The 24,945-nt window shown below is 58.3% G+C and carries 21 protein-coding genes; 12 read left to right on the top strand and 9 right to left on the bottom strand.

Annotated features, from left to right (window positions below; translation table 11 throughout):
* Window positions 1–20: 20 nt before the first annotated feature.
* The 7 genes from QEH57_RS07620 to QEH57_RS07590 all read left to right on the top strand — a co-directional run bounded on the left by QEH57_RS07620 (window position 21) and on the right by QEH57_RS07590 (window position 11,913).
* Window positions 21–1,349: a TolC family protein gene (locus tag QEH57_RS07620; protein ID WP_309006113.1), complete on the top strand. Its 1,329-nt coding sequence runs from the start codon at window positions 21–23 to the stop codon at window positions 1,347–1,349.
* Window positions 1,346–3,271 (top strand): efflux RND transporter periplasmic adaptor subunit, encoded by a 1,926-nt coding sequence (locus QEH57_RS07615; protein ID WP_309006112.1) that lies wholly within the window; start codon window positions 1,346–1,348, stop codon window positions 3,269–3,271. Before QEH57_RS07620 ends, QEH57_RS07615 begins: the two co-directional genes overlap by 4 nt.
* On the top strand, window positions 3,261–7,037 hold the full coding sequence (locus QEH57_RS07610; RefSeq protein WP_309006111.1) for an efflux RND transporter permease subunit: 3,777 nt from the start codon (window positions 3,261–3,263) through the stop codon (window positions 7,035–7,037). Before QEH57_RS07615 ends, QEH57_RS07610 begins: the two co-directional genes overlap by 11 nt.
* Before the next feature lie 158 nt (window positions 7,038–7,195).
* Window positions 7,196–7,840, top strand: a complete 645-nt coding sequence (locus QEH57_RS07605; protein WP_309006110.1) for a DUF3347 domain-containing protein — start codon at window positions 7,196–7,198, stop codon at window positions 7,838–7,840.
* Window positions 7,841–8,074: 234 nt separating this feature from the next.
* Complete coding sequence (locus QEH57_RS07600; RefSeq protein ID WP_309006108.1) at window positions 8,075–8,857, top strand: alpha/beta hydrolase; 783 nt, start codon at window positions 8,075–8,077, stop codon at window positions 8,855–8,857.
* A gap of 72 nt (window positions 8,858–8,929) precedes the next feature.
* Window positions 8,930–10,618: a GspE/PulE family protein gene (locus QEH57_RS07595; RefSeq protein WP_309006107.1), complete on the top strand. Its 1,689-nt coding sequence runs from the start codon at window positions 8,930–8,932 to the stop codon at window positions 10,616–10,618.
* Between the two features lie 29 nt (window positions 10,619–10,647).
* Window positions 10,648–11,913, top strand: a complete 1,266-nt coding sequence (locus QEH57_RS07590) for a type II secretion system F family protein (protein ID WP_309006106.1) — start codon at window positions 10,648–10,650, stop codon at window positions 11,911–11,913.
* Between the two features lie 2 nt (window positions 11,914–11,915).
* Here QEH57_RS07590 and QEH57_RS07585 read toward each other — a convergent pair whose 3' ends face one another.
* Window positions 11,916–12,392, bottom strand: coding sequence for a DUF192 domain-containing protein (locus tag QEH57_RS07585; RefSeq protein ID WP_309006105.1), 477 nt, complete (start codon window positions 12,390–12,392; stop codon window positions 11,916–11,918).
* Window positions 12,393–12,695: 303 nt separating this feature from the next.
* Here QEH57_RS07585 and QEH57_RS07580 point away from each other — a divergent pair, with 303 nt between their 5' ends.
* Together QEH57_RS07580 and QEH57_RS07575 are read left to right on the top strand one after the other, a co-directional pair.
* Window positions 12,696–12,962, top strand: a complete 267-nt coding sequence (locus QEH57_RS07580; protein WP_309006104.1) for a hypothetical protein — start codon at window positions 12,696–12,698, stop codon at window positions 12,960–12,962.
* Window positions 12,955–13,116, top strand: coding sequence for a hypothetical protein (locus QEH57_RS07575; RefSeq protein WP_309006103.1), 162 nt, complete (start codon window positions 12,955–12,957; stop codon window positions 13,114–13,116). The genes QEH57_RS07580 and QEH57_RS07575 overlap by 8 nt, the downstream gene beginning before the upstream one ends.
* Window positions 13,117–13,306: 190 nt before the next feature.
* On the opposite strand, the gene rsmA is transcribed toward QEH57_RS07575, so the two are convergent.
* The 7 genes from rsmA to QEH57_RS07540 all read right to left on the bottom strand — a co-directional run bounded on the left by rsmA (window position 13,307) and on the right by QEH57_RS07540 (window position 20,315).
* Window positions 13,307–14,131 carry a 16S rRNA (adenine(1518)-N(6)/adenine(1519)-N(6))-dimethyltransferase RsmA gene (gene rsmA, locus QEH57_RS07570; RefSeq protein WP_309006102.1) on the bottom strand — a complete coding sequence of 275 codons (825 nt, stop codon included), beginning with the start codon at window positions 14,129–14,131 and terminating at the stop codon, window positions 13,307–13,309.
* A 58-nt stretch (window positions 14,132–14,189) separates the two neighbouring features.
* Window positions 14,190–14,984 carry an indole-3-glycerol phosphate synthase TrpC gene (locus QEH57_RS07565; RefSeq protein WP_309006101.1) on the bottom strand — a complete coding sequence of 265 codons (795 nt, stop codon included), beginning with the start codon at window positions 14,982–14,984 and terminating at the stop codon, window positions 14,190–14,192.
* An 88-nt stretch (window positions 14,985–15,072) separates the two neighbouring features.
* Window positions 15,073–16,464, bottom strand: coding sequence for a cardiolipin synthase (gene cls / locus QEH57_RS07560; RefSeq protein WP_309006100.1), 1,392 nt, complete (start codon window positions 16,462–16,464; stop codon window positions 15,073–15,075).
* 9 nt (window positions 16,465–16,473) lie between these two features.
* Complete coding sequence (locus tag QEH57_RS07555; RefSeq protein ID WP_309006099.1) at window positions 16,474–16,959, bottom strand: methylated-DNA--[protein]-cysteine S-methyltransferase; 486 nt, start codon at window positions 16,957–16,959, stop codon at window positions 16,474–16,476.
* Between the two features lie 58 nt (window positions 16,960–17,017).
* The gene (locus QEH57_RS07550) at window positions 17,018–18,424 is read right to left on the bottom strand and encodes a sugar transferase (RefSeq protein WP_309006098.1); all 1,407 of its coding nucleotides are present in this window, start codon (window positions 18,422–18,424) and stop codon (window positions 17,018–17,020) included.
* A gap of 257 nt (window positions 18,425–18,681) precedes the next feature.
* On the bottom strand, window positions 18,682–19,353 hold the full coding sequence (locus tag QEH57_RS07545) for a hypothetical protein (protein WP_309006097.1): 672 nt from the start codon (window positions 19,351–19,353) through the stop codon (window positions 18,682–18,684).
* A 140-nt stretch (window positions 19,354–19,493) separates the two neighbouring features.
* A complete protein-coding gene (locus QEH57_RS07540; RefSeq protein WP_309006096.1) occupies window positions 19,494–20,315 on the bottom strand; it encodes an AAA family ATPase in 822 nt (273 codons plus the stop codon).
* A 90-nt stretch (window positions 20,316–20,405) separates the two neighbouring features.
* Between QEH57_RS07540 and QEH57_RS07535 the strand changes: the two genes are divergently transcribed.
* Window positions 20,406–20,687, top strand: a complete 282-nt coding sequence (locus QEH57_RS07535) for a septum formation initiator family protein (protein WP_309006095.1) — start codon at window positions 20,406–20,408, stop codon at window positions 20,685–20,687.
* Window positions 20,688–20,784: 97 nt separating this feature from the next.
* On the top strand, window positions 20,785–22,191 hold the full coding sequence (locus QEH57_RS07530) for a UDPGP type 1 family protein (RefSeq protein ID WP_309006094.1): 1,407 nt from the start codon (window positions 20,785–20,787) through the stop codon (window positions 22,189–22,191).
* 116 nt (window positions 22,192–22,307) lie between these two features.
* Here QEH57_RS07530 and QEH57_RS07525 read toward each other — a convergent pair whose 3' ends face one another.
* The gene (locus tag QEH57_RS07525) at window positions 22,308–23,507 is read right to left on the bottom strand and encodes a fumarylacetoacetate hydrolase family protein (protein ID WP_309006093.1); all 1,200 of its coding nucleotides are present in this window, start codon (window positions 23,505–23,507) and stop codon (window positions 22,308–22,310) included.
* A 207-nt stretch (window positions 23,508–23,714) separates the two neighbouring features.
* Here QEH57_RS07525 and QEH57_RS07520 point away from each other — a divergent pair, with 207 nt between their 5' ends.
* Window positions 23,715–24,860: a PAS domain-containing protein gene (locus tag QEH57_RS07520; RefSeq protein WP_309006092.1), complete on the top strand. Its 1,146-nt coding sequence runs from the start codon at window positions 23,715–23,717 to the stop codon at window positions 24,858–24,860.
* Window positions 24,861–24,945 lie beyond the last annotated feature (85 nt).

Raw genomic sequence — 24,945 nt, 5'->3', positions numbered from 1 at the left:
TTGCGTTGAAACGTGTATCGATGAATTTCAGACTACGTAACCCATTCAACAGGCTGCGCTTAACCGTCTTCGCTATTGGCGGAATCTGCGGGGGCGCCACGCTCTGGGCGCAAGGCTCCGACGTTGCGGCCCAGTTGTCCTCCTTGGAGGATTACCTTGAGCGGGCGCAGGCTGCTAATCCTCAGCTTACAGCCTTCGAACGTCGTTACGAAGCGGCGAGGGAGCGCATCCCGCTAGCGGCCGCTTTGCCTGATCCCATGTTCCAGGTGACCCATTTTGTCGAGTCTGTGCAAACGCGCAACGGACCGCAGGAGAATGTGTTCATGGCCAGCCAGAAGATACCTTGGTTTGGTACGCTTGATGCCCGAGAAAGGGCTATCAGCGAAGAAGCGGAAGCGCTCTGGTTTGCCTACCAAAGCCAGCAGCTCATGCTGGCTCGCACGGTTGCCTCGATGTACTACGAGTACGGCTTTACCCAACGTGCGACGCAGCTCACCGAGGAGAACGTGGCCTTGCTCGAGCAGCTGGAGCCGATCGTGGAGGAGAGGGTCAAGTCGGGCGGAGACTTGAACGCCTTGCTGCGGCTGAAGGTGGAAATCGGCAAGGTGAGCGACCGTCTCCAGTCGCTGCGGCAGGCCCGCGTCACTCAATCCGCAAAGTTGAGCGAACTGTTGGCTCTTCCGCACGCCGGCGCGCTTCCCTGGCCTGAATGGCGTAAGCCGGATCTCGTGGCGCCGGATGCCGAGGCCTTGTTGGCAGCCATCGAGGCCAGCAATCCCGAGCTGCAGATGCTTGAACGCAAGATTGCGAGCGCAGGTGTTCGCAGCGAATTGGCCAAGCTCGGGGCCCGGCCCGATTTCACTGTCGGCCTTACTTATATGCAAATCGGCGAGCTCGCGACGCCCGCGATGAGTATCGACTCCGGCAAGGATGCTTGGGGGATCACCTTCGGGGTGAACGTTCCGTTGTGGACGAAGAAAAACCGTTCCGCCCAAGCGGAAGCGGCCTTGTCTCGGCAAGCCTTCGAGTCCGAATACGAAAATCGTCTCAACGCTCTCAAGGCCGACCTAGCCAGCAGCCTCTCGTCGCTGGTGGACGCGAACCGTCGTCTCAAGTTGTACGGGGACGAGCTTCTTGGCCTTGCGGAGCAGGCGGTCGAGAACAGCCGCGCCAGCTACCAAAGCGGCCGAACGGGAATTCTCGAAGTGATCGACAGCGAACGTTCGCTGCTCGAATTGCAAATGCTTTATTGGCGGGCAGCAGCCGACGCGTGGCAGCAGCTGGTCACAGCTCAGGCGATCGCGAACCAACCCATTCTCGGAACCTTTCAAGCCTCTGAATCGAAATGAAAAGCAAACCTCTTTCCACCATGGCCGCAGTGGCCGGCGTAGCGCTTCTCCTAGGGCTCGGGATCGGCCGCTTCGCCTTTGTTCCCGATGGGGGGCATGACCACGCTACGGCTGGCTCGGCTGCGGCGGGCGAACCGTCCGCTTCGGTAGAACCAAGTATTTGGACCTGTTCCATGCACCCGCAGATCCAGCAGCCCGCTCCCGGCGATTGCCCAATCTGCGGCATGGACTTAATACCTTTGGAAAAGGATGAAGGAGCGGACGAAGGACCACGGGTTATGAGCATGAGCAAAAGCTCTCGAGCTCTCGCCGAGATACAGACCACTCCCGTCCAGCGCGGTTTTCCTAAGGCTGAGGTACGCTTGGTGGGCAAGCTGGCCTACGACGAGACCAAAGAAAAATCGCTTACGGCCCGCTTTCCAGCCCGTATCGACGAGTTGTTCGTCAACTACACCGGCATTGCCGTGAAGCAAGGCGAGCACCTCGCCAGGGTCTATAGCCCCGAGCTGCTGACTGCGCAGCGCGAACTGCTTACGTCCTATCGCAGCGATCCCGGATCTTCGATCACGGCGGCCGCTCGCGAAAAGTTGCGACTCTGGGATCTTTTGCCCGACCAGATCGATGCCATTCTTGAAAGGGGACAAGCCAAGGACCACTTTACCCTGCGGGCTCCGATTGGCGGCGTGGTTGTATCCAAAAAAGTGAACGAAGGTGACTACGTCAAAACGGGCGAATCGCTATTTCGGATCGTGGACCTTAACGAGCTTTGGCTCTTCCTAGATGCCTACGAGTCGGATCTTGCTTGGCTTCGCTACGGGCAGGAAGTGGCTTTTTCCGTCCAAGCCTTTCCCGGCGAAACGTTCCATGGGCAGATTGCCTTTATCGAGCCGGAGGTCGATAGCAAGACGCGTACTGTGCAGGTGCGCGTCAACGTGCCGAATCGGGACGGCCGGCTCAAGCCCGGCATGTTTGCCAAAGGGCGCGTCGAGGCGCGCCTTGCGGAAGGCGGAAAGGTCTACGCTCCCGAATTCGCTGGCAAGTGGATCAGTCCCATGCATCCGGAAATCGTGAAGGACGCGCCCGGAGAATGTGACGTGTGCGGTATGGATCTCGTACCGGCGCAGGAACTTGGATACGTACGCGACGAAACTCAGGAAGCTCCGCTCTACGTGCCTGCGTCAGCGGTACTGCGAACGGGCGAACGCGCCGTCGTTTATATCGAAAAACCGGATACGGAGCGACCTACTTACGAAGGGCGCGAGATCACTCTCGGTCCACGAGCCGGCGAACATTTTATCGTAGCGGCCGGGCTGCAGGAAGGAGATCGTATCGTGAGCAAAGGGGCTTTCAAGATCGACAGCGCGCTTCAGATTCAAGCCAAACCCAGTATGATGAACACTCAGGGAGGAGGGCCGCCTCCTGGGCATGACCATGGACCGTCGTCTACTCGCAGCGAGGCCGATGGCAGCGGTCATGAAGCGGCAGCGCTGCGGATCGAACCCGAACAAGCGGCCCGGTTGACAGCTGACTATCTGGCATTGCAGGCGGCTTTGGCAGGCGACGACCTCGATGCGGCGAAGTCTGCTGTCAAGGGGATGTCCGAAGCAAGCGCCTCCGCTGGCGAGCTGCTCGAGTTGCTGCGCGAGATGCTAGAGGCGGAGAGTCTAGACGCCCTGCGCAGGCCTCATTTCGAAGATCTTTCGAACGCGATGATCGCCGCGGCGAAGGCTAAGCCGAGCGTTTTCGACCGATCGCTCACGGTGATGCATTGTCCCATGGTGTATCCAGATCGTGGAGCCGATTGGCTGCAAAGCGGAGAGCCGTTGCAGAACCCGTACTTTGGGGCGATGATGCTCACGTGCGGCGAAGTTCGGGAAACAATAAGCGATAGCGAGGACGCTCACGATAGCCATGGCCACTAGTCCGAAGGGAAATCCTATCAACGGGTTGATACGCTTCTGCTTAGAGAACAAGCTTGTTGTTGCTCTCTTTACCGCCGGCCTGATCCTGTGGGGGATTATGGTTGCTCCCTTCGATTGGGAAAGCAGGTCCTTGCCGCGGGATCCGGTACCGGTGGACGCCATCCCGGATATAGGAGAAAACCAGCAGATCGTATTCACGGAATGGATGGGACGGTCCCCGCAGGACATCGAGGACCAGATTACCTATCCGCTTACCAGCGCCCTGCTCGGGCTGCCTCAGGTGAAGACGGTTCGAAGTTATTCGATGTTCGGGTTCTCGTCGATCTACATCATCTTCAAGGAGGATGCTGAGTTCTACTGGACGCGAAGCCGTATCTTGGAAAAGCTTAACAGCTTGCCGTCTGGCACTTTGCCGCAAGGAGTATCGCCCCAGCTCGGTCCGGATGCGACTGCCTTGGGACAAGTCTTTTGGTACACGCTGGAGGGGATGGATTCGGAAGGCGAGCCGAGTGGAGGCTGGGATCTCGACGAATTGCGGAGCGCCCAAGATTGGTACGTGCGCTACGCCTTGCAAGGGGTTGATGGGGTCGCTGAGGTTGCTTCCATCGGCGGTTACGTGAAGGAGTACCAGGTCGACGTAGATCCGGATGCCTTGCGGTCTTACGGTATCGCCTTGAACGAGGTTTACGATGCGGTTCGGGGCAGTAATCTGGACGTAGGAGCGCGAACCATTGAGATCAATTCCGTCGAATACGTGATTCGTGGCTTGGGCTTTATCGAAAGCTTGGATGACCTCCGTAAGACGGTCATTACGCAGCGCGATAACATTCCGATCACGCTCGATCAGGTCGCAGAAGTCGAATTTGGCCCCGCCCTCAGGCGTGGCGCTCTCGACAAGGCGGGAGCTGAAGCGGTGGGTGGCGTGGTAGTCACTCGCTACGGCGAGAACCCGCTCGCGGTAATCAAGCGCGTTAAGGAAAAGATAGCGGAGATCTCGCCCGGCCTGCCTAAAAAGACTTTGGAAGACGGAACGGTGAGTCAGGTAAAAATCGTTCCGTTCTACGACCGTACCGGTTTGATCTACGAAACGCTTGGAACGCTCGAGGACGCGGTGCGTCAGCAGATTTTGGTTACGATCATTGTGGTTGTTGTAATGGTTCTGCACCTACGGAGCGCGGCTTTGATTTCAGGCGTCCTGCCGCTCGCGGTTCTCTTTTCCTTCATTGGCATGAAGCTCTTTGGGGTGGATGCGAACGTGGTCGCTCTTTCTGGCATCGCCATCGCCATCGGTACGATCGTCGACATGGGGGTGGTTCTGATCGAAAATATACTCAAGCATCTGGACGAGGCGTCCGAGGAGGAGAGTCGACTGGAGGTTGTTTATCGGGCTTGCACGGAGGTGGCTAGCGCCGTGGTGACAGCGGTTTTGACGACGGTGATCAGCTTCCTGCCGGTGTTCACCATGCAGGCGGCGGAGGGTAAGCTCTTTCGACCGCTCGCCTACACCAAGACTTTTGCCTTGGTCGGCTCCATTGTGGTGGCCCTCACCGTGATCCCGCCGCTGGCCCATTGGTTTGTCGCCGGCCGTTCAAAATCGAACATCGCAAGGCTTAGCTTGTGGGGCGTGGTCGCGCTTTGCGGGGTGGTGGGTCCATTCGCTCTTGCTTGGTTCCCTTGGTGGCTGGGGTTGCTGTTGGTGGCTAGCGCCGCCTTTCAAATCGCAAGCCCACGCATTCCCGAGAAGGTGCAGCGCAAAACGCTGTTCAGCTTTAACTTCATCGTGGCCGGGGTCGTCGCGGTGTGGCTTGCCTTCGATTGGAAGCCGCTCGGGCCGGAGTATGCGGCGCGCAATGTGGCGTTCGTGTTGCTGACGGTCGGGGGACTGCTGGGGTTCTTCTACCTCTTTATTCGCTTCTACCCGCGAATTCTTGCGGCGCTGCTAAAGGTAAAGCTGCTATTTGTTTTGGGAAGCTTGCTCATCTTATTGTTCGGCTTCACGGCATGGCTTGGCTGGGAGAGGAGCTTCGGGTGGATGCCCGGGTGGGCGAAGCAAACGGATGCCTACGTGGCCATGAGCCACAAGATGCCCGGCCTTGGAAAGGAGTTCATGCCTACGCTCGACGAAGGATCTTATCTGCTGATGCCTACGACCATGCCTCACGCTTCGATTGGCGAGGCTATGGATGTATTGAGAAAACAAGACATGGCCATCAATGCCATTCCTGAGGTCGAAAGCGCGGTGGGCAAGATCGGCCGCGTGGAAAGTCCGCTCGATCCAGCGCCGATCTCGATGATCGAGACGATCATCTCCTACAAGTCGGAATTTATAACGGACCAAGACGGCCGCGTGCTCAGCTTCGCCTACGACGAAAAGGCTGACGCGTTTGTACGCGACGAGAGCGGCGAATTGGTGCTCGACCCGGACGGCCGGCCTTTCCGCCAGTGGCGCGACGAGATTCGGAGTCCCGACGACATTTGGAATGAAATCGTGAAGGCGGCATCCATCCCTGGCACTACTTCGGCGCCGAAACTGCAGCCGATCGCGGCTCGCATCGTCATGTTGCAAAGCGGTATGAGAGCGCCCATGGGGCTAAAGGTTTACGGTCCGAACCTGGAGACTTTGGAAAAGGTGGCCCTTGATATCGAAGGTTTGCTCAAGCAAGTTCCTGCGATCAAGAAAGAGGCCGTTTTGGCGGACCGTATCGTAGGTAAGCCCTACCTTGAGATCGATATCGACCGGGACGCAATCGCTCGCTACGGCGTGAAGATTACGACGGTGCAGGAAGTCATCGAAGTAGCCATAGGCGGAAAGCCGATTACTCAGACCGTCGAAGGCCGGGAGCGCTATCCGGTGCGAGTGCGCTATATGCGAGAGCTTCGCGATACGATTGAATCCATCGAGCGGATACTGGTCGCATCGCCTAACGGTACTCAGGTCCCGCTGCGCGAATTAGCTACCATTAACTACGTGCGCGGCCCTCAGGTCATCAAGAGCGAGGATACCTTCCTCGTGGGATACGTGATCTTCGATAAGGTCGATGGATACGCGGAGGTCGAGGTGGTCGAGCAGGCCCAAGCTTTCCTCCAAGACAAAATCGCCAGCGGCGGGCTGGTGATCCCAGCCGGTGTGAGTTATCGATTCACGGGGAGCTATGAGAATCAGGTCAGGGCTGAGAAGCGTCTTAGCATCGTGTTGCCCGTTGCCCTGTTCGCAATCTTCCTGATCTTGTATCTGAATTTCAGGAAGGTGCTCGTAACCTTGCTCGTATTCAGTGGGATTGCCTTTGCGTGGTCGGGAGGTTTCACCCTTGTCTGGCTGTATGGACAGGCGTGGTTCCTCGATTTCTCGATCTTCGGGTTCAACCTCAGAGAGCTTTTTCAAGTGGATACCATCAACCTGAGCGTGGCGGTTTGGGTCGGCTTTCTGGCTCTGTTTGGGATCGCGACGGATGACGGCGTGATTATGGCGACCTACCTGGAGCAGCGATTCCGGGAAGCGCCGCCTGGGTCTCCCCAAGAGATCCGCCGTCGCGTGGTGGAAGGCGCTTCCAGGCGCGTGCGACCTGCCATGATGACGAGCGCGACCACCATATTGGCCTTGTTGCCGGTCCTTACCTCAGTGGGCCGCGGTTCCGACATCATGGTCCCGATGGCGATACCTTCGTTTGGCGGTATGTTGCTCGCGATCCTGACGATATTCTTCGTTCCGGTGCTCTATTGCGGGTTTGCGGAATTGGGCAGCAAGTTCCGAAGGAGGAACGCGTAAAAAATCGGATCTTGTGTGAGGGTATGGGCAAGCCAGCGCGTTTAAGGGCGTAGTAGTGCGGTTTCGGGAACCCGTACCGCTGACGCATCGAATTTCCCTTTCGCTCTGAAACACTAAGTCGGGCCTAAAAGCGCCCTTAAATCAAAACCCAATCGATTATGAAAAAGCTAATACTCAGTCTGGTCGCGAGTCTCGCGGCCGTATCGACCCTCGCCGCCCATTGCGGCACTTGCAGCACGGATGAAATGACCGGCCACGGCGGCAGCGAGCACGCGGGCTGCGCAGGTTGCGCCCAGGGGCAGTTGTCCGACTATTTTGCGACCCAGGAAGGGTTGGCGGGCGATGACCTGGCGGCCGCGAAGAAGGGAGCGCAGGCGTTTCTTTCCCATGCCGAGAGCATGGCGTGCGCGACGGAGGCGGACAGCTGTTGCTCGACCGAGCTGGACGCGGCGAAGGCGATTGCGGAGTCGTCCGACATCGCGGCGGCTCGCAAGGCGTTCAAGTCCTGGTCCGACGCCTTGCTTGCCAAGGTGGAGGAGAACGGAATCGCGGAGGGAACGGCTCACATCATGTATTGCCCCATGGCTTTCAAGAACAAGGGCGGCACTTGGCTGCAGGCTAGCTCCTCCCTGCGCAACCCGTACTACGGATCGATGATGCTGACCTGCGGAATGCAGAAGGGGACGGTAACCGCGAGCGCGGCTGACTCCTGCTGCGACGATGGAAGCTGCGAAATGTGCGAAACGAAGAAGGCTGCGGACCAGCACGGTCACGACCATTCGCACAAGGGACACAAGCACTAGGGGACGGCCCGTGCTGGGAATCGAGTGGAGCCGGCTACCTTGGGAGGGACGACCGTTGGGCGTTACCGAAAGGAGGGGCTGCTCCCTCGCAGGCGACTTGGCCGGCTTTTCGCTTGAGACTGCCTTTCGATGAAGCGGAGGGGCAGGCGTCTTTTGTCTGGGAAAGGGGCGCTGTGGGGCGGCGGTTTCTTGTTGCTTGGCTTTGTCGCGATGGCGGTGGGGTTTTCCGGTTGCATGTCCTTACAAATGGCGGAAGAGGAGATTCAGGCGCATTTTTCGAGTCGAGGCCAGCCGGCCCCGGTGTATTTCGAACATCAGGATGCGGAGGGGAGCGTTTTCCTAGCTCGTACCGGCGCGGGGCCGACGGTGGTTTTCATGCACGGATCTCCGGGGAGTTGGGACGCTTTCGTGCACCTGCTTTCAGACGCGGAGCTGAACGCCCGGTTTACCTTGGTGTCGGTGGACCGGCCCGGTTTCGGGAGGACGCGACCCAAGGGCGCGGAGGTGTCGATCGAGGTGCAGGCCCGCCGGATTCGCGATGCGGTGAAGGCCTCGGGAGTCGCCTTGCCGGCCATCTGGGTCGGGCATTCCCTGGGCGGTCCGGTGGTGGCCCGTTTGGCGGCGGACTTTCCGGATTCGGTTTCCGGAATGGTTCTGGTGGCTCCGTCGATGGATCCGAACTTGGAGAAGCGGCAGTGGTACAACTGGGTGGGGAAGTTTCCTTTGGTACGGTGGGGCTTGTCGCGGGAGTGGCGCAACAGCAACGACGAGATCTTTCCGCTCAAGGGGGAGCTGGAGCTGCTTCAGCCGAAGCTGGCGGGCTTGCAGGTCCCTTGCGTCGTATTGCAGGGGGACCGGGACGATCTGGTTCCCAAGGAAAACGCGGACTACGTGAAGCGGGAGCTTCCTCCCGGCGTAGTTGAATTGCGGATATTGGAGGGGGCGAACCACTTCCTTCCTTGGACGCGACCGGAAGAGATCAAGCGGGCGGTGCAGGATCTGGCGGAGCCGCGCTGAGATTTTTCGGCGAGAGAATGTCGCTGGACAAGGGAGCCTCGTAGAAGGTAGTTTTCCTGCTCTACGCTCCCTATGTACGATTCTCACAACCAGGCGGTTTACGACCTTTGCCAGATTCACGGCTTGTTGGACCGCTCTACGCTGGACCAACTGCAGGGAAGGCTTGCGGAGGGGAATGTTTCGCTGGCGACGCTGGTGGTCGAGGAGGCGAAGCTGAACCGTTCTGTGTTTTTGGATACGGTTGCCAGCTACCTAGGGATTCCTCGTCTAAAGGATGCTCCTTACGATATTCCGGCGGAGTTGATCGCGATGATCGACCCGTCGCTCGCTCGCATGCATGGGGTCGTGCCGATCGAGAGCACGGAGCGGCAGCTCACGATCGTGACGACCGATCCGTTCAATACCAGCGTGGTCGACGACGTGGCTTTCGCCGTTAATCGCGACGTACGCTTGCTTTTGCTCGACCCGAAGGTGGTCGACGAGCTGTTGGATGTCTACTATCGGCCAAAGAACGTCGACTATACCGGCATCCTCGAGGAGCTGGACCTGAGCGATGTGGCGTCCGACGACGATATCAGTCCCGACGACCTGCTTGGGATGGCGGGCGAAACGCCGATCATTCGTTTCGTCAACCTGGTGCTGGCTCAGGCGATCAAGGACAAGGCCTCGGATATTCATTTCGAGCCTTTCGAGAAGGAGTTCAAGATACGCTACCGAATCGATGGGGCGCTCTACGAAATGTCGCCGCCGCCTCGCGAGCTGGCGGTGCCGATCATTTCGCGCGTCAAGGTTCTGGGGAACTTGAACATCGCGGAACGCCGAATTCCTCAGGATGGCAAGGTGCGTTTGGTGGTGACGGGGCGCCATGTGGATTTACGTGTATCCACGCTTCCGACACAGTTTGGCGAAAGCGTGGTGCTTCGCGTGCTGGACCAGGGGGCGACCCAGCTGGAGCTCAGCTCCTTGGGCATGCCGGAGGATGTATTGACGGCGGTCGAGAAGTCGATCGCCCGGCCGAATGGGATTTTTATCTCTACGGGGCCGACGGGGTCCGGCAAGACGACGACCTTGTACAGCTGCTTGAAGCGCCTGAACCGTATCGAGTCGAAGCTGATGACGGCGGAGGACCCGATCGAGTACGAGATCGACGGGATCATGCAAGTCGGCGTGAACCCGCATATCGGCCTCACCTTTGCCAGTACCTTGAAGTCTTTCCTCAGACAGGATCCGGATATCATCATGGTGGGGGAGATCCGCGATTTGGATACGGCCCAGATCGCGATCCAAGCCTCGCTGACGGGGCACTTGGTTTTGAGTACCTTGCACACCAACGATGCCGCGGGCGCGGTGACGCGTCTGATGGATATGGGGGTGGAACCGTTTTTGATTTCCTCCTCGCTGGAGGCGGTGCTGGCCCAGCGTCTGTTGCGAAAGATTTGCCCGAATTGTCGCCGAGCCTATTTGCCCGACGCAGCCTTGCTGCAGCAGCTTAATTTGGACGCTGCGATCTTGCAGCAGAAGGAATTTTTCCAGGGCAGCGGTTGCGGCTCCTGCGCCAATACGGGCTACACGGGGCGGCAGGGGATCTTTGAGATGCTGTCGGTCTCGGAGTCGGTGCGCGAGCTCATCAGCGAAGGCCGACCCGCGGCGGCGATCCGCGAGCAGGCCTTGAACGAAGGCATGAGGACCTTGAGGGAAGACGGGCTCCGCAACATTTTTACCGGTGTCACTTCCGTGGAAGAGGTGATACGTTATTCCTGATCGCTCCCGCTGAGAGGGTCGCACGTAGTATGTCGAAATTTAGATTCATCGCGATAGATTCGGAGGGCAAGGAGCGCAAGGGCATCGTCGAAGGCGCATCGCGCCAGCAAGCCGTGAAACAGATCCGCAGCTATGGGCTGACTCCGGCGCGAGTTACGGTGGTCAAGCCCGCGGGGGCGAACGAGACCTCCGCCACGGCGACGGGCTTGAAGTCCGAAAAGGCGAGCAAGAAGCCTATGTACCTCGGCTCGGCGGTGAAGAAGAAGGCCTTGGCGGAGTTTACCCGCAAGCTCGCTACCTTGCTGCAGGCGGGCTTGACCTTGGTTCGCTCGCTGGAGGTATTGAAGGATCAGGAGAAGAATGTCGTCTTTCGTTGGATACAGAATTCCTTGATCGAGAGTATCCAGTCCGGCAGCACCTTCTCGGATGCCTTGGCTGGATACCCGAAGGAGTTCGATTTCCTCTACGTCAATATGGCGAGGGCAGGCGAGGCCAGCGGCATGCTGGAGGTTTCTTTGGCGAGGTTGGCGACTTACCTAGAGAAGTCGGAACGCATGAAGGCCCGTTTGGCTTCGGCCATGACCTATCCGATGGTGGTGATGGTTATCTCCTTCGTGATCGTGATGTTCCTTTTGATCTTCGTGGTGCCGAAGTTCGAGCAGATCTTCATCGAGGAAATTGGCGAGGACAAGATGCCGGTGCTCACGGTGTATGTCTTGGCGGTGAGCAAATTTATCGTGGCCTATTGGTACGCGATCTTCGGCGGGCTGCTAGGGCTGTGGATTTTCAAGCGGGTTTTCGGGGCTACGAGCATCGGACGAAGCTTCTACGATTGGCTGAAGCTCAAGTTCGTCGGGGTAGGCGACCTTTGCACCAAGATTTACGTGATCCGCTTTTCCAGAACTTTGGGAACCTTGATCGAGAGCAGCGTGCCGATACTTGATGCCCTGCGAATCACGCGGGACGCCTGCGGCAACAAGCATGTGATGAACGCGGTGGAGACCGTGCGGAACCGCGTGAAGGACGGGGAGGGCATCGCTTCGACTTTGGAAGGGACCAAGATTTTTCCCACGATGGTTACCTCCATGGTGGAAGTAGGTGAGGAGACGGGGGATTTGCCGGAGATGCTGGGACAGATCGCCGATATCTACGACGAGGAAGTGGACAATTCCATCTCCAGCCTGACGGCCATGGTGCAACCGCTCATGATCGTGATCTTGGCGGTTGCGGTGGTATTGATCGTATTGGCTCTCTTCTTGCCCTTCATTTCGATCATGCAGAGCTTTAACGGCTAGGCTTAGGGCTTGCCGAGAGCCTTGCGGACCGCGTCCAAGTCGAGCTGGGCGCCGGGGCGAATATTGTTTTCGCTGAACCAGCGATAACGGGTTTCCAAGGCGTAGAGCATCTCCTTGCCGATGGACTTTCGAGCGAGGGTGTCCTGCGGATACATGGGGTACACCTCGCGCAGGACGCCGTCGGCAGTGAAGAATCCGATGTCGATGGGGAAATCGACGTTCTTCATCCAATAGGACATCTGCTGAGGCTCTTGGTAGACGAAGAGCATGCCATGGTCGTCGGCGATTCCGTCGCGGCCCATGAGCCCTTTGCGCTGTTCGCTGGGCGTGATGGCGAACTCGATGGTCAAGGTTTTGTCGCCGAGAGCGATCTGGGCAGGTCCCGTTTCGCGGGAGGCATTTTCCTTTGTGCAGCTCGCTAGCAGGGGAAGGAGGCTGAGGGCGGCAAGGGCGATTGACTTAAAGGGAGCGACTTTCATGGCAGCTGCGAAGTCTTTGCCTTCCGTAGGGAGGAGCAAGCGCGAATCGCGGCGGTAGGCCTACCGTTCAAGCGCCGAATTCGGCATTAAAGCAATTTCCACAGTCTTCGGTGTTAGACCAAAAAAAATGCCAGGCCGTCGAGGGGGACGACCTGGCTGGGTGGTGTGTGGGTGGGAAATTCTATATTTAGGACGCTATCTGGGGCCTGAGCCTTTTTCAAGCGCTGTTTTTTTCTGCATGAAATTGTAATGATTCGAGGCATGGGACAGGAGATGTCTGATGTTCGGTGGTAGATTGTGTGCATGAACTCAATCAATCGACTCGAAGAAACGTGGACCCCGAAGTGGGACCTTGGGCTGCAGGATGAATTTGGATTCTCTCTGGAAGAGAGTGTGGACGAGGCTGCGAAGCTCTTGACGGATCGCCCCAACGCTTGGGCGATGGCCTCTCGGGAAGTGCTCAACCGGCAGAGCCCGGTCGAGCTCGATGTGGAAACGGCCTCCGCGAAGCGCGCGGATCTGGTCCGCTTCTTGGAAGCCCTCAGCGTGGAGATTGCTAGCAATGAGTAGCCAGGAACGCAGCATTCTTTCGATGGACAGCCGCAGTCAAAACATGGTGCGTCGTCTCCTTGTCATTCCGCAGTGGATACGCGAGCGTCGCCAGCGTCGCATGTTGCTAGGGGCGAGCGGTTGCTTGGTAAAGGCGACTGACTGGGTTTCGTAGTCAATTGCTTCAGAGCGGATTTCGCAGCGTTGATCGATCGTCGTGGAGGAGATCTTTGCGGAATCCGCCTGAATGATTTTCGTGTACTTGGACCTTTGAATCCGAGCGGGATTCAGGTGGCTGCTGTATTCGTTTTTTGGAACAGCGATTCGTAGCGATGCGCTCGCGTCATCAATTTTTGGGGAGGCGCTTACGCTTCCGTCCTTTCTAGCTGGATCCAGTGGGCGGTGTCGATTTGCTCGGGGCGAGCAGAAGCGGGAATGCCGGCGCTTTCGAGGTTTGCGAGCCAGCGGGATGCGGTATCCGTTTTTGCCTTACGCAGGAGGGAGGAGATTTGCTTGCGACGCTGCTGGAAGATTTCACGGATGAGCTGGATACTTTCCGGACTGAAGCGAAAGGGGGCGGCTTTTCGCTTGAGGTGGAGCAGGGTGGAGCCCACGTCGGGTTTGGGATAGAAGCAGGAGCCTGAGACGTCGTGCCCGGGGAGGACGTCGAAGGCGGCGTGCAGGAAGATGCTGATGGCTCCGAATTGTTTGGTGCCGGCCTTGGCGGCGTAGCGTTGGGCGGCTTCCTTTTGCAGCATGAGGGTCATGACGCTGGGGAGGCGGCTTTCCAGCACGGCCGCCATCCACGGGGTGGAGATGGCGTAGGGAAGGTTGGCGACTATCTTGAAGTCTTCGAGCTGCTCTGGGAGGTCGCCGAGGGGGTGGTCGAGGGCGTCGCCCTTGATGAGGTGGAGGTTTGGCTCGGCGTGGGCGATGGATTCGACGTGGGCGCCGAGCACGGGATCTTTTTCCACGGCGTGCACGATGGCGCCTGCTTCGAGGAGGGCGCGGGTCAGGGTGCCGAGACCGGGGCCGATCTCAACGACATGGTCGCCGGCGGCCACGCCGGCGAGCTCGAGGGACTTGCGGACGATGTTTCCGTCGATGAGGAAGTTTTGGCCCAATTGTTTTTTGGGGCGATGTCCGAGTTGCTCGAGCAGGTCGCGGGTCTGTGAGGGCGAGAGTGGCAAGTGAGGGCGGTTGACGGTGTTGGCGGTGGAGGCGGTGCGGTCAGTTGTGGGCCGGTGCCTAGGCGTTGTGGAAGTCCGCCATGAGTTGGGCGGTATCGGGCGCCTTCATGAGGGCCTCGCCCACGAGGATGGCCTTGGCTCCGCAAGCGCGGACGCGAGCGGCGTCTTGCCCGGTCCAGATTCCGGATTCCGAGACGGCTACGACGTTTGAGGGGAATCGGGGGATGAGGCGTTCGGAAAAGGCGAGGTCGGTGGTAAACTTTGCGAGGTCGCGGTTGTTGACTCCGATGATCTTGGCGTCTTGGGCGACGGCTCTTTCCAGTTCCGCTTCGCTGTGGATTTCGTAGAGGGAGTCGAGTCCGGCGAGATCGGCGGCGCGGCGCAGAGCAGTCATTTGTTCGTCGCTGAGGGCGCGAACGATGATGAGGATGGCGGAGGCTCCGGCTTGGGCGGCTTCGAGGACCTGGATGGGGTGGATCATGAAGTCCTTGCGCAAGCAGGGGATGCCGTTCTGCTGGGAGCGGAACTTTTCGGTGACGGAGGAGAGGTCCTTCAGTTCGCCGCCGAAGTACTTGGTGTCGGTGAGGATGGAAAGGCAGTCGCCGCCGGCGGCGAGGTACTTGTCGGCCTGTTCGATGGAGGGGCCGAGGTCCTTGATTTGTCCGGCGGAGGGGGAACGGCGCTTTATTTCCGAGATGACGGCCAGTCCGGCAGGGGCTTGGAGGGCTTGCAGGAAGGAACCGCGAATGGGGGCTTCGGGAGCGAAGGCTTGGAGTTCGTGGTCGGCGACTTCGCGGATGCGATCCGCGATCTCCTGGGCCTTCCAGTTCATGATCTCTGTTAGTTTATCCATCGTTTCTGACCTTTTGGAATGAGGGAAGGTGTGTGCTTGCGATGCGATAGCGAACGTTTTTTTCGCTGCCGCAATCATGGAATGCGTGTCAGAGCAAGGGCGCGATGAGGTGGCTGAGGTCTTCGGCGAGGCCTTTGAGGTAGCGTTGGCGTTCCAGCTGCTCCGCTTGCAGTTCCGTGCAGCGGGAGGAGACGTCCTTGATCCAGCTTTCGACTTCCTTGATGTCGGGCTGGGAGTAGAAGAAGGCGGCGACCTCGAAGTTAACGAAGAGGCTGCGCAGGTCCATGTTGGCGGATCCGGTCATGGCCAGCTTTTCGTCGATGAGGAGGGCCTTCCCGTGCATCATCTCCCGTTCGTAGGCGAGGACTTTGACGCCGGATGCCTGCAGCTCCCGGAGGAAGGTGCGGCGGGCGAGGTCGGTGATGCGGTGGTTGGAACGTTTGGGCACGATGATGGTGACCTCCTTGCCGGTGCGCGCCTTCACGCTGAGGGTACGTTGCAGGACTTCGTCTGGTATGAAGTAAGGCGTGACGATGGTGATGGAGCTTTCCGCGTCTTGGATGCTGGCGAGCACCTTTTCGTAGAGCGGGTCGTCGGGGGTGTCGGGACCGCTGGCCATGATCTCGATGGTGGATTCGCCTCCCGGAACCGGTTTAACCACGGATTGGGGAACGGCTTTGTATCCACGTTTACGTGACGCGAAGGCCCAGTCTTCTTCGAAAATGGTATTGAGAGCGGATACGGCGGGACCGGAGATTTCCACCCCGAAGTCGGTCCAGCGACTTTTGGAGGGATTGGGCCCCATGTATTCGCGGCCGATGTTTCGTCCCCCGATGATGGCGGATTGCTTGTCGAAGAGGGCGATCTTGCGGTGGTTCCGAAGGTTGGTGGCGCCCGGGAAGGCGATGGGGAACACCGGCATGAAGCGCTCTATCTTTCCGCCGGCTTTCTCCAGTTCGAGCATGTAGAAGGTTTTTTTGCCGAAGGAGCCGATGGCGTCGAGCAGGAGGCGAACGGCGACGCCCTCCTTGGCCTTGCGGGAGAGCTCCTTGACGACGCGTCGGCCTACCGCGTCGTGGCTGAGGATGAAGGTGGTGATATCGATCGACGTCTTGGCGTTTTGTATCGATTCGATCAATACGTCGTAGGCGTCGGTGGCGTCGGGGAGGAAGCGGGTCTTGTTTCCATGGCCAAGCAGGCCGAACGGGGAGTCTTCGATGAAGTCCTGGTCGTACTCGTGGGGATGGAGTCGCAGCGAACGCTTGTCGCTGGTGAGCTTCTTGATCTTCCTGCCGCCGATGAGGAGGAAGAGGGGGACGCCGATGTAGGGGGCGAGGATGATGACCAGCAGCCACGCGAAGGTATTGCTGGGGCGGCGCTTTTCCCGCATGAGGCGGGCGATGAGAATGACGCCCAGGCCGAGGCCGAGGATGGCGCCGAGGTGCGGGAGGATCGTTTCGATAAGGAGATCGGGGGCCATGGTTGCGAACTAGGATCGGGCGAGGGGAAGGGCGATGCCTTCATGTTCTAGCATCCATTGTTTTCGCCACAGTCCGCAACCAAATCCTACCAGCGCGTTTTTGGAGCCGATGACTCGGTGGCAGGGGATGAGGATGGGGATGGGGTTTCTATTGTTCGCTCCGCCAACGGCGCGGGAAGCGAGCGGCTGCCCGATTTCCTCGGCGATTTGTCCGTAGGATTTGGTGACGCCGAAAGGGATGGCGGCGAGGCGTTCCCAGACGCGGCGCTGGAAGGCGGTGCCTTGAGGGGCGAGCTGGCAGCTGAAGCGTGTCAACTGGCCGGCGAAGTAGGCTTCCAGCTGCTCGATGGCTGCCAACAGGTGCGGGTTGCTGGAGCGGGGCGAAGGCTCTCGGGCTCTTTCCCCTTCGTCGAGGAAAGAGAGGCTGAGCAGGCCGTCTCGGCTTGCGATCAGCCGACAGGCACCCAGAGGGCTATCGATAGAGGCTTCGTCCACTGGGATGGAATGCTTGCCCTGTTTTGGGGGCGGGTGCAATCCAATCTCTTCCGCCGTCCTAGTAGGCGCTCTTGGGCGGGAAGATTACGGCTTTGGCGGTGCGAAGCATGATCTTCAGGTCGAGCCAGAAGGACCAGGTGTTGATATAGGTGATATCGTAGGCGATGCGCTTGGTCAGGTGCTCGGGCTCGTTGATTTCGCCGCGTAGGCCGAGGGATTGGGCGAGTCCGGTGATGCCTGGCTTAACGAAGTGGCGGGTGTAGTAGACCTGTAGCTTTTCGGAGAATTCGCGGTCGTGGTCGATGAGGTGGGGGCGTGGACCGGATACGCTCATTTCGCCCAGCAGGACGTTTATGAACTGAGGCAGCTCGTCCAGGCTGGTCTTTCGCAGGAAAGCGCCGAATGCGTAGATGCGGGAGTCGCCCTTGGTCGCTTGCTTGGCCACGTTTTTGGCGTTCGCGTCCGAGACGTGCATGGTGCGGTACTTGATGATGTGGAAGGTCCGCTTGGTCATGCCGGTGCGCGGCTGGGCGTAGAAGATCGGCCCCGGGGACTGCTTGCGCTGGAAGGCCCAGACGAAAAGGGTGAGCGGCGGAAGGACGAAGGCGACGATCGGCAGGGAGACGGCGACGTCGAAGCTGCGCTTGATCATGCGGTTGATGGGATTCTCCAGCGGTTCGTCCTCGTAGGTGAGAAAGGTGTAGTTTCCCTCGTGCTCGACCATGATGCGCTGTTGGAAGTCGGCTTGCCAATTGTTGTAGATGCGGACGCGGCAACCCGCTTTTTGGGCGAGGGCCATGGCCCGTTTGGAGCCTTCCGGCGAGAGCGCCTTGTCGATGATGACGACTTGGGAGATCTGGTGGGTCTCGATGTTTCGCTTCAGGTCGTCGATAGTGCCGAGGCAGGGAATAGGTTGCTCGTGGCTGGGCGGACACGCCTCTTCGCCCGTGTAGCCGACGATCTCGATGCCGTAGCTGGCCTTGTTGTTGATCCACTCCTCCAAGCTGGAGAGCGACTCGGTGGAGCCGACGATGAGAGTCGGGATGACCTGGGTTTTGAAGCTGAGCCGGCAGAGGTGCTTGGGAAGGATCTTGTTCATCACGAACAAGAGGCCGAAGGCCGCGGCGAAGTAGCTGGTGAGGAAGAGGCGGCTGATTTCGGAGTCCTTGACGGCGAAGACCACGGCCAGCTGCAGCAGCATGATGCGGAGCAACTGCTGGAATGTCAGGCGGAAGGTCCTGTACCAGCCGAGGTTAACGAAGTGCTCAGCGTATCTCTTGAGCACGCGCAGGTTCGCGAACGAGCCAATGGCCACGCCGGCCATGTAGAGGTTCAGGTACTCGACCTTAAGCCGGTACCCGAAGAATTCGAAAGCATGGCGAATGACGAGAAAGAGTATGAGGAGGCAAGCTGCCTGCCACAGGCCATGCAGATTGAGGATTCCTTCTTGGCGGTTTTTTAGCATCGGAGGATCAAGCGTAAAAAAGACGTAATGAGAGTCGCTTGGAATAGGTACAAGCGCAATCGGAAATGGTTGCGCTACTTATGCGAGCATGGGGTACCTTAGCGCTGTCTCAGCTTTTGCCTGATGCCTGAGGCGGCAGCGATTTCCTAAGGGTAGGGTTGTCCCTAGGAATTGGGCGGCGATTTGCCGTCAAGCCTCGCTCGGAGCGGGCTTTAGGGTGGCGGGAAGGGGCGACTAGGGGGCGAAGGGGGGCCTATTTAGAGGGCTTTTTCGAAGCGCTGGCCGCTCGAATCCCGAAAAATGAGGGCAGTTTCGGTAAAGCCGATGAGCTGCAGCCTGTTTTCGATGTCGATAACGTCGCCGATCTTGCGGATCCTGCCGTTGAGGAAAACGCGCGTTTCGGCGCCGGCTTTCCGGATGCCTTGGACGGAGTAGGAGTCTACGATAGCCTGCAGGCGGGAAAGGTCGGAAAGGCTGTGGGAGGGGGATTCGCTCTGGTCGGCTGGCGCCGTTTCGTTGGTGGCTACGGCTTCGCCGTCAGGCTGCTCCGAGTCGCGCTCGAGCAGCATTTGCTGCACGGTGGAGAGCTGGTCGGGGGAAAGTTGGCCGAGCAGTTCCTCGATTTGCGGTTCGGCGTCTGCGGGCGCTGCCGGGGAGCTTGCGTCTTGAGGGGCTTCGCTGGAGGCGGCAGGGGGAAGCGTCGTGGTGGCGAGAGCCTTGTCGGATTCGAGGAATTCGGAGCCGAAGTAAAAAATAGCGGTGACGGAGGCGGCGAGCAGCATGCCCATGCCGGTGAATCCGAAGAGGAGCAGGGGCATCTTGTCGCGGGAGCGGCGCTGGGCCATGCGAGTCACCATCGGGGCGACTGGCGTGGTTTCGGTGTGGCGTTTTTGCTGCTCGAGCTTGAGGGCTTGGTTGATGAGGCTCATTTCCGTTTTCTTAGCTGGTTGCGTGGACAGCTTGGAAGCTGGCACTAGCTATGAAACGGCTTTGAGCGGCCTTTATTTAGCGAGCGAGTCGGGTTCCTTCGACAGAAGGCCTCTCAGGGCGAGGTGCGAGCCGGGGCCGCTTACTTGAAATCGAGGGTCTTGATTTCCTTGAGGGCGGCGCGTACGTCCTTCCAGGTGACCACCTCGCTGCTTCTAATATAAGAAGAGAGGAGGGACTTGTCGCAGATGTTGTTCACGATTCTGGGAATTCCCCGGGATTTCCAACTGATCCAGCGCACGGCCCAGCTCGTGAAGAAGGGGATGCCTTGGCCACCTGCCATCGCGATGCGGTGGTGGATGTACTGCTCGATCTGCAGGCGGTTGAGCGGTCGCAGCTCGGTGTGGACGAGAATGCGTTGGCGTAGCTGGCGGAGTCGTTCCTCGGCGAGGATCTCCTTAAACTCCGGTTGCCCCATGAGGATGATCTGCAGGAGCTTTTGCTTGTCGGTCTCGAGGTTGGAGAGGAGCCGTAGCTGCTCGAGCAGTTCGAACGTGAGGTTTTGGGCCTCGTCGATGATGAGGAGGATGTCCTTGCCCGCTTGGATCTTCTCCAGCAGCAGGTCGTTGACTTGCTGGACGAGGCCGCCGCGGCTGCGGCTCATGCTGCCGGTGGCTCCCAGTTCGGTGAGGATGGTCTTGAGAAGCTGGGTTTCGGTGATGCGCGGATTGAGGATCAGGGCGATCTCGTACTTCTCTTCGTCGATCTCGTTGATGAAGTGGCGGCAGAGGGTGGTCTTGCCGCAGCCAACCTCTCCGGTCAGGACAATGAAGCCTTTCTTTTCGGCGACACCGTACTTGAGGTGTTGCAGCGCTTCTTGGTGAGTCGGGCTTAGGTACAGAAAGTTAGGATCGGGAGTAATGTTGAACGGCATCTCCCTGAGACCGTAGAAACTTTGGTACATTGGGGCGAAATGTCCGCGAATTGCTGGGGCCTTACAATTATTTTTTTGCAATAATTGGAGAGCTGCATCTTGTTGTTGCATCTTACTTGCATGACTGCCCGACGATTCACCAACATGTTCTTTGCTGTACTCTTTATTGGGGCGGGTGTTTTCGCGGCTGCGTTCCTGTATCGAGATTATCAACACCTCGATAAGCTGCGGGCGGAGAAAATGGTGCTCTCTAAGCGTCATGACGCGTTGGTCGAAGAATCGAGCAAGCGAGAGGCTCAGCTCGAGAACCTGCAGGGAAATCCTGAATACATCGAATCGGTGATCCGTACTAAGCTCAACTACGCGAAGGAAGGTGAGCTGATTTTCCGTTTCGAGCGATAGATCGCGTCTTTTCGAGCTTGGCGCGGCTTTGCGCGGAGAAGTTTGTTGCCATCTTTGTCCGCTATTGCGAGGTATGCTGCCTCATTCGCAGAGAAATATGGAAAAAAAACAGCTTTTCGAATCCCGTGGACAGGAGCAAGTATTCCGCTTTTGGGATGAACTGAGTGATGAGGAGCGAGCGAACTTGAAATCGCAAGCCGACGAGATCGACCTCGATGAACTCGATAAACTTGTCGCCACTCTCGTAAAGGGCGATAGCGAGCATGGGAGCGTGGACTTCAGCGCCCTGGAACCGGCTCCCTACATTTCGATTCCTGAAAATGTGGATACGGATCCGGAATGGCAGGAAGCCAAGGCTCTGGGCGAGGAAGCCCTGAAGTCGGGCAAGGTGGCAGCCTTCACCGTAGCGGGCGGCCAGGGCACGCGTCTCGGCTACAATGGTCCGAAAGGCACGTACCCGGTGACTCCCGTTAAGCAGAAGACGCTTTTCCAAGTTTTTGCGGAGAAGATCCAAGCGGCTCGAGTTCGTTACGGATGCAAATTGCCTTGGTTCATCATGACCAGCGACATCAACCATGCCGCCACGGTCGCGTTCTTCGAGGAGCACAAGAATTTTGGTTTAGCGGACGGATCGGTCATCTTCTTCCGCCAAGGCCGCATGCCTGCGGTGGACAAGGAGGGCAAGATCATCCTCGAGTCCAAGTCCAGCATCGCGATGAGCCCGGACGGGCATGGCGGCGCTTTGCGCGCCCTCGATCGGAGCGGGTCCTTCGAAGCGATGGCTAAGGATGGGATCGAGATCTTGAGCTACTTCCAGGTAGACAATCCTTTGGTGCAGCCGGCGGATCCTTACTTCATCGGCTTTCACCTGAAGTCGGGCTCAACGCTATCGAGCAAGATGCTGCCGAAGGCCTACGAAAAGGAAAAGCTCGGCCATTTTTGCGTTCTCGACGGAGTGAGCCAGGTAGTCGAATACAGCGATATGCCCGACGAGCTGTGTGCCCGTCGCGATGCGGACGGTCAGCTTTCCTTCCGAGCGGGAAGCATCGCGATCCATGTGATCGACGTCAGCTTCGCGCGCTCGCTGGTCGCTCCCGGCAGCTCCGTCTCCTTGCCCTTCCACCGCGCGGACAAGAAGATTCCCTTCGTGGACGAAGCGGGCGAAGTCCAAAATCCGGATACGCCCAACGGTATCAAGTTCGAGATGTTCGTCTTCGATTCCATCCCGTTCGCGAAGAACCCAATCGTGATCGAGACGACGCGCCTGAACGACTTCAGCCCGGTGAAGAATGCGGAAGGCGTTGATTCCCCGGAAAGCTGCAAGGCGGATCAGATCAAGCTCTTCCGCGAGTGGTTCGCGGCGGCTGGGATCGAGATTCCTGCCGATTACGACCAGGCGATCGAAGTGTCGGCGCTTTATGCGGATACGAAGGATGCGTTCGTCGAGGCTTGGAAGCGCAATCCTCAGGAGCTCGATTTTTCGAACGAAATCTACATCGGCTAGCGAGCCGGTCGTATCGACTTTTTTTAGAAGAGAGGCGGGAGCGATCCTGCCTCTCTTTTTTCGTCCATAGCTAAGCGCCCGAGGTAGGACTTGTATCGATTGGATTGTATCCGATTTTAGGTGACGCGGGACCTCTGGAGGTAGTCGATGAGGTCTCGTATGCCGAATTCCCAGCGAGGGATGGCGTTGGTGTGGGCGACCCAATTGGTAAGCTGTCCGAGCTTGGGGCTGGAGATGGTAACCCGATCGCCGATGTGGTGGGTGAAGCCTTCGTCCGCTCGGTCGCGATCTTCGGTGGGCGCGAACATGGTTCCGAGGAAGAGCATGAAGCCGTCCGGGTATTGGTGGTTGTCTCCGATGGCTTGACGCACGAGCTCTTCCGGACTGCGACTGATCTCTATCATCTTGTTGCTTCCGCTGGTGTGGAAGCCGTCTTCCCCTGATATTTCGAGGCCGATCTCGCACGTCTTCACGTCGTCCAGGCAAAAGCTTTCGTCGAAGAGGCGGACGAAAGGACCGATCGAGCAGGACCCGTTTTGGTCTTTGGCTTCGCCGAGGAGGAGGGCGCTGCGTCCTTCGAAGTCGCGCAGGTTCACGTCGTTTCCTAGGGTGGCTCCTTGGATGTTCCCTTTGTTGGATACGGCTAGCACGATCTCGGGCTCTGGGTTGTTCCATTTCGATTTCGGATGGATGCCGATCTGGACGCCGTAGCCTACGGAGGCCATCGGCTGAGCTTTGGTGAATACTTCGGCGTCGGGCCCGATTCCCACTTCCAAGTATTGGGACCAGATTCCTTGTTCGATGAGTTTCGCTTTTAGGGCGACTGTTTCTTCGGAGCCGGGCTTCACTTTAGAAAGGTCGTTTCCGAGCGTATCCAGTATTGCCTGACGGACTTGGGAGGCGGCTTGCGGGTCGCCTTTGGCTTTTTCCTCGATAACGCGTTCGAGGAGGCTTCGGATGAAGGTGACTCCGCAAGCTTTGGTAGCGAGGATATCGTTGGGAGCGAGCAGGCAAGGCCTCGTCTCTTGCGCGAGCGTGGCGGCCCGGTTCGTGTAGACGCTGTTCTCCTGCAGCTCTTCTACGGAAGCGATTTCCGAGCCGAGGCATTGGGGGATCTCTTTAGCGGGCGCTCCGCAATTAACGAGGTCGGAAAAGGTCTGGAAGCGTCTGCTCAAGTCGAAAACGCGGCCGTCTATCGCCCCGACGACGCGGGGTCCGGCCAATCCGTTGGGTGCGCTCGAGGCAGGAAGCCAGACGCGTCCGGCCCAGATTCCTTCGTTAGGGATCAGGTGGGGTATCGATGGTTTAGGGGACATGAACAAGGCTCGGGGAATTCCCTCGTTTTATGGTAGCTTGAGCGGATCAAGTCAAATTTGACGCGGCTAGAGCTCCGCTCTCACTATTGATTTAACCAAGCGGTAAATTTTACACTAGGTATGTATACTAGTTAGCATGGTTCGGCTTGCGGTCTGCTTGTTCACTTGATGGTGTCGCGTTTTTCCTTCCTCCATCCTTTTCCCCGAATGCCAATATCGTCGATTACCAGTTTGGTAGTTGAGTCTGACCTCCAGAGAGCGGAGCAGATACTCGAATCTCTCAAGAAGTCCGATCGTTACGACTTCTTGTGCTATCATGCGGAAAGTTTGCGAGACGCAAAGCGTACCTTGATTAACGCAAAGATCGATCTTGTCATATCGAAAGGTATTATGGACGAGTTGCCTCATGTCGACGTTTTGGCGAGATATCGAAAAAGCGAATACGAACCCTTGGTGCTTTGCTTGCTGGAGGACGAGGAAAAGTCGGTGATTTTGGATACGCCGGATTCCTCGGCGGACGATTACCTCTTCTACAAGGACCTAAATCAGGATCGTCTGATCGAGGCGGTGCAGCACGCCTTCGAGCGTCGCGAACTTTTGAGCGAGCTCAAGAACGTGCAGCAGAGCACTTCGGCCGAAGGGAAGGGGATTTTCAGGGGATTGCTGCACTGCTTGGATGTCGCCCTTTTTCTGGTAGCCAGACCGGATGGGGAGCTCTTGTTCAACAACAAGGTTGCGGAAGCGTGGTTTCCCGAGGGGATGGACGACACGGTGCGCGAGTTGTTTGACTATGCGGTTCTGGAGGCGGATTCGGTTGAGCTTGAAATTCAAACTGATAGCTCTGCGGTGCCGAATGCGGAGTTGCGCTCCGTCGCTGTAGAGTGGAAGGGGCGTGATTGTTCTCTGATCACCTTGCGAAACATTTCGAAGCGCAAGCGAGCGGAAGAAGCTTACAAGGCTAGCCAGCGGCGCTTGGATCTCACGCTCAAAGCTTCTAACATCGGGCTTTGGTCGTGGGACTTGCGCAGCAACCAACTGCATTTCAGCGAACGGTGGAAGAAGCAGCTGGGTTATGCGGGTAGCGAATTTCCGAATACGTTGGAGGCCTTCAAGTCGCACTTGTTCTCGGAGGATGCCGCGGAGGTGGAGGAGGTTTTCGGGCAAGCCTTGCGAGGCGAGATTTCGGAGATCGAGCTGAAGTATCGCATGAAGCACAAGGATGGCGGCTATCGTTGGATGATATGCCGGGCGGAGATTTTTCCGGACAAGTCGGGGCGGCTTTCCAGCCTGCTCGGCTCCCACATCGATATATCGGATCGCAGCCCGATCGTGGGCAAGTCCGGCCTAGCCTGAATAATTCACGGCAGTCGTTTTGAAAGAGAGCATCCCTGGCTGCTTCTTCGTTTCGACGCTTCGAGCTGATTTCGAGCGTTTTTGG

Source organism: Pelagicoccus sp. SDUM812005 (assembly GCF_031127875.1).
Classification (GTDB): domain Bacteria; phylum Verrucomicrobiota; class Verrucomicrobiia; order Opitutales; family Opitutaceae; genus Pelagicoccus.
This window is presented reverse-complemented; position numbering and strand designations above follow the sequence as displayed.